Source organism: Vibrio sp. 10N.222.48.A3, assembly GCF_041475345.1.
Lineage (GTDB): Bacteria > Pseudomonadota > Gammaproteobacteria > Enterobacterales > Vibrionaceae > Vibrio > Vibrio tasmaniensis_A.
Genome location: NZ_JBFRVX010000413.1, coordinates 1 through 5,296, shown reverse-complemented (window position 1 = coordinate 5,296; position 5,296 = coordinate 1). Strand labels below are relative to the sequence as shown.

At 45.8% G+C, this 5,296-nt stretch carries 4 protein-coding genes and 1 pseudogene; 1 reads left to right on the top strand and 4 read right to left on the bottom strand.

Annotated elements, in window-relative coordinates:
• Together AB4653_RS12745 and AB4653_RS12740 are read right to left on the bottom strand one after the other, a co-directional pair.
• A pseudogene (locus AB4653_RS12745) lies at positions 1-177 on the bottom strand (MFS transporter); the annotation flags it as partial.
• A gap of 90 nt (positions 178-267) precedes the next feature.
• Positions 268-951, bottom strand: coding sequence for an SDR family oxidoreductase (locus AB4653_RS12740; RefSeq protein WP_009846068.1), 684 nt, complete (start codon positions 949-951; stop codon positions 268-270).
• 173 nt (positions 952-1,124) lie between these two features.
• On the opposite strand from AB4653_RS12740, the gene AB4653_RS12735 reads away from it, so the two are divergent.
• Positions 1,125-2,054 carry a LysR family transcriptional regulator gene (locus tag AB4653_RS12735; RefSeq protein WP_009846069.1) on the top strand — a complete coding sequence of 310 codons (930 nt, stop codon included), beginning with the start codon at positions 1,125-1,127 and terminating at the stop codon, positions 2,052-2,054.
• A gap of 132 nt (positions 2,055-2,186) precedes the next feature.
• Here AB4653_RS12735 and AB4653_RS12730 read toward each other — a convergent pair whose 3' ends face one another.
• Together AB4653_RS12730 and AB4653_RS12725 are read right to left on the bottom strand one after the other, a co-directional pair.
• Positions 2,187-4,214: an alkyl sulfatase dimerization domain-containing protein gene (locus tag AB4653_RS12730; protein WP_232281799.1), complete on the bottom strand. Its 2,028-nt coding sequence runs from the start codon at positions 4,212-4,214 to the stop codon at positions 2,187-2,189.
• Between the two features lie 237 nt (positions 4,215-4,451).
• The coding region (locus AB4653_RS12725) for a LysR family transcriptional regulator (RefSeq protein WP_372104327.1) at positions 4,452-5,296 on the bottom strand (845 nt) is incomplete at its 5' end.

The window sequence follows — 5,296 nt, the reverse complement described above, 5'->3', positions numbered from 1 at the left end:
TTGACCTTCTGTGATTGAAAGTGATGTGGCGATCTGTGGAAGAATGCCTGCGATAACAAACTCAGCCGTGCCGATTGCAAATGCAGCGAGTGTCAGTATCCAAACTTGGAATGGAATCTTTTCTTTATGGGTAGTTTCTTTATGGATAGTTTCTTGGTGGACAGTTTCTTGTTTCATGATGATCTACCTATGTAAATTCTTGTTTGTTAGGACGTGAGATACACGCCCTAACGATTGTTCTTTATGTCTTTGCTTCTTTGCGGAGTGTTAGCCGAGTAGAGCGCCGCCATCGATATCGATGATTGACCCAGTGACGTATGGGTTATTAATTGCGAACAGGTAACCCATGGCTATCTCTGAAGGCTCGCCAACCTTGCCTGCGGGTAGGTTGTTTTTGGCGTTGTCGTACATGCTTGTACGAGCGGAATCGTCCATGTTTTTGTAGGCTTCCGTCATGGTTAAACCCGGGCTAACGGCATTGACTCGAATGGGGGATAGCTCTTTCGCCAGTATTTTGGTTACGCTTTCTAGTGCGGCGTTGATGGCGGTTTTTACGTAAGTGCCTGCCACAACCTTGCGTGACAACATGCCAGTTGTGAACGTGATAGAGCCGTTTGGTGTCATGTAACGAGCGGCATGTTTGGCTACGTTTAAGCTGCCCCAAAACTTAGTGTCAAAAGCTGTCTTAGCGTCTGCGGTTGCTACGTCTGTTACTTTTCCTGCGGGAGCGGATGAGCCAGCCGTTACGATTAAGTGGTCAAACACGCCAATCGATTCGAAGTATTCACAAATCGACTTTTCATCCGTGATATCAACGCCGGTGTGTCGGCTGGCAATATGTACCGTGTTGTTCTCGTTTCTTAGTTGCATCGCTAGTGCTTTGCCGATACCTGATGTGCCACCAATGATGACGAAAGTGTGTTTCTCTTGTTTAGTCGATTCGTTAGTCATGCTCTGAATTCCTGCGTTGTTCTGTTGATGTTTGCCATTATATTTATTCGACTAAATTTGATAATTGGTTAAAATATAAATTCATTATTCGGTTAAACTGAATAGTGTGGCTGAGTATTCAAATCGAGCATTAAGATCGAGAAGTAAGACGAAGAGGTGGAAGCGAGAATCGTATGGATAAGTTTTCAGATATGGCGATGTTCGTGAGCATTGTTAAGCATCACGGGTTAGCTGCGGCTGGGCGAGAGTTAGGGCTTTCTCCTGCGACCATGACAGCAAGGCTGCAGGCGCTTGAAGAACGATATGGTGTGAAGTTGTTGAATCGAAGCACGCGTCATGTGTCTTTGACCGACTCTGGGGAGTTGTATCACAAGGCATGTTTGGAGATTTTAGACAACGTCAGTGAGGCCGAAAACCTGATTCAAAATGGCGTAAAAGAAGTCAAAGGCTCGCTAAAGATTGCCGCGCCAAAAGACATCGGAAAGCAGTACATTCTTCCTATTCTTTCGGAGTTTTGCCAGCAGTATCCGGACGTTATTCCTTACCTGTATTTGAACGATAACCTCTCGAACATTGCTGAATCTGGCATGGATATCGTGATTCGTTATGGTGAACTGGTCGACAGCAGTTTGATATCCAGACGCTTATCACCAAGCCGACGTGTGTTGTGCGCTTCTCCTGAATATCTTGCTAAACATGGAACACCGTTAACACCACAAGATTTGGTCGAACACGACTGTTTAGCCATGCTGCGTAGCAATGAAGAGCTCAAGACATGGCACTTCCAAGACAATGATATGAAGAAGTCGGTGACGGTTGTGCCGAAGCGATTTTCAGACGATGGCGAAGTGATTCGCTACTGGGCATTAAAAGGTGAGGGCATTGCGCTTAAATCGGTGTTGGATGTGCAAGATGACATCAATAACCAACGCCTTGTGACTCTGCTTAATGGCTACATGAAAAACTTCAATACCGCGATGTCGGTGTCGAGCGCCGACTTGAATGTGGTGTACATCAGCAAGAAATATCAGCCGAAGCGTATCCGACTGTTTTTGGATTTTCTGTTTGAGCGGTTTGGCGATTACGTCAGCTCGAGTCGTTAATTTCCGAGTTAAACAAGTAAAAGAAATACAACGATGGCAACCGCTAACGCCCTTGGGATAAAAGTATCTTTGTCTATCATGGGCACCTCTTATCGTGCCTCAAATGAATGAGGCACGGGTTATTTATTGGGGTTAACGAAGGTGTAGATAGAACGGAGAGAAGGTATCAATCACATCAACCAAACGTTGAAGTTGCTTGATATCGCCCTTGGTTGCTTTCGCTGTTGATTCTTCAACATTGATGTCTTTGACTAAGAACAAGTGAACAAGGTCTTGTTTTGACATATCGACGGTGAGATCGGCGCTCTCAGAGCTAAAACCATTGTCGACAGCCATTGTGCGGTTAGACACGTTGACAAGGTATGGGCTTCCATCCACAACAAGGTTGATGACGTGCGTCTCGTTGGTGTTCAATTGCTCGGCTATTAGGCGAGTTGGAATCAGTGACATCACATCATCGGTTGGTGCCTCAACGAACTTGCTGGCATCGCCAAAAAAGTTCATTGTATCGAGTACGCCATCTAGTTCTCCGCGAAGCTCTGCTGCACCTGTGAGTGCCCAGTGACGCCAACCCGGGGTCGATTGTTCCCAACCCCAACGCTCTAGCGCAACGGCTTTTTGTCCACGAGCATACATATCGTTGTGATCGACTCGGATAACATGCGTTAGGATCTGCATCGCTTCACCGTACTGTTGTTTCTCGATCATGCGATCCGCAGCCTTTCTAATGGCGTCTGAGCCACCCATCATATCAACGTAAAGTTGCGCCATGTCTTTGTGTGCAGGCTTCGCAAGCTCACTGGCATCACCATTGAACCAACCAACATTACCCGCATAGATATTGGCAACATTTTGATATTCTGAGCCACGCAACGGGCGAAGGTAATCGTGATCTTTGAGTTCTTCAGGCAGACGGATACTGTCCGAAAGCTCATGCATGGTATAGCCTTTGTTGATATGGCGAACCGTTTGATCTTGCATGTAGCGCAGTGAATCCGCGTAGGCTTTCATTACATCTTCAACACGCTCTTGGCTTACTGCAGAACGGCCGTGGTGTAGGGAAAGCGTTTTTGGCTGATAGCGGCGCATGCGGTCTATAGAGTCTGCCCATTCAAGGCCGTCACGGTACTCGGTACCACGAATGGTGTAGAGGTTTGGAATGGTTTCACCTTGAATGGTATCGCCACCGACCATGTCTCCCGTTTCATGTACATAGAGTGCAACACCATCTGGCGCTTCTCCTGGGGTGTGGAAAAACTCCAATGTAAGGCCATCTACCTTCATGATCATCAGATCGTCGACTAAGATATTTGGCGCGAAGAAGGATTTGTTTTGTGATTGCATCACGATGTCTGCTGGGTAGCCAACACCTTGGTTTACCCCTTTATCGTAGTCATTGTTATGAGGGATAAAGGCACCAAATGCATACGCGGTTCGAATCGACTGTTGATTAAGATAAATGCCAGACTCTTCATTCATTTTCTTCTGGAAATCAACATGAGCGATGACATTAATTTTGCCAGATTCGAAGTCTTCACGCGTTGCTAGCCCCTCGGTTCCTGCCCATTGATCTGGGTGGTGGTGAGTATAGAAAATCGTATGAACCTCACGCTCGTCTCCAGTTGCGTCACGGTAAGCCGACAGCATGGCTTCACCGGTTTCAGCCGTTGAACCAGCGTCGATAATGATCAGTCCTTTGTCACCCTGAAGGAAGGTGATCGAAGCTCCCTCAAAGCCAAATGCGTTGTACATGCGGTCTGATAGCTTAAAGATCACAGGGTTGGTCATTGCTTCTTCCATCGCTGCTAACTCTGGATGAATTTTGCCTTCTTGCTGCGCCTTTTCCATGTTTTCTTTGTTGTATTCCGGCGTGAATAGAGGTTCACCTCGCCAGATTATTTCTGGGAATGACCCCGCTAGTTTTGTCGAGGCATTTTCAGATAAAGGGAAGTAACTTTGCTGCTCAGCAGACATGGTTGGAGAGAGAAACTCAATGCCATTAGCAAACGGGTCATAGTTATTAGAAAGCACAACATCGTACTCGCTCATATCGAATGAGTGGTCATGGTCGCCGTGAGTTAAACGCTCTGATGCGTGATGAGAGTGAGCCATCACATTGCAAGACGCTAAGATTGAGAGAGCAATAATGGTTTTTTTCATAGTGTTACCCTGGTTCTGTATTTCGTATGAATCAGACTCAGAATCCATCCTGTTTCGTCGTTCTTCAAAAGTTGAAGGATACGAGGGTGTGTAATAGGCCTCGTTGATGACGATATCTTAGGCAGTTTTTAAGCGGCGAACCATTGGGTAGTAACTATAAAACACATAGATTTTATCTATGTAATTTGGTTTATTTTGTCTTTATTTGCGACTTCTCATTACTTGCATAGTTTTTGTTTATTTCTTGGAAGGTGGCGTTAGATGCTTTTTGATGTGTTCTCGAACTTGAGCATGTCGCTGATCTTGAATACTGCGTTTGTGATAAATCATTTTCATTTCGTAGTTACGCAACGCAAATGGCGGTTCGAGGACTTTTAGCCCTAACTCTTCTGCTAAATTAAACATGGACTCACTGACAATACACACCGCGTCAGAGTTACGAGCGTTCAGCAGTAGATTCGATTGACCGGAAACTTCTCGAACCACGTTACGCTCAAATGCTTCTTCAGTTCGGGTTTCTAGCGCGCTTACATTTTTGTCTTTTAGGCGCAGCATGATGTGCTCGGCGTTTTTGAACTGCTCAAGGGAGATGGTATCGCCAATCGTTGGGTGGTCTTTACGACACGCAAGTGCGAGCTTTTGGGAGCCGATCGATTCGACAATAAAGGAGTGATCAGTAACAGAGATGTCGTCGACAACAATATCCACCTCTCCGGTTCTTAGTTTGTCCAAAATGCTGTATTCGATGGCGGGAGTTTCAACAAAGTAGACGCCTTCATAGCCAGGGAGTGCCTGCATGATCACTTCTGGGCAGCAGATTTTTAGCTTTCTCTCTTCTTCAAATACTGAGTCGAGCCGACCTAATATTTCTCGGCATTGCTCAGCAAGATAATGCGCATCTTCTGTCGGCTGAATTGAACGACTGGTGCGATAAAACATGATCTTTCCGCTCTGCTCTTCAAAGTTTTTTATCGCGGCGGTCATTGATGGCTGAGTCATATTCATATGTTCTGCTGCCTTAGAAATACTCTTGAAGTCATAGGCTGCGAGAAAGTGTTTAATCAGATTGAGATTCATATAGG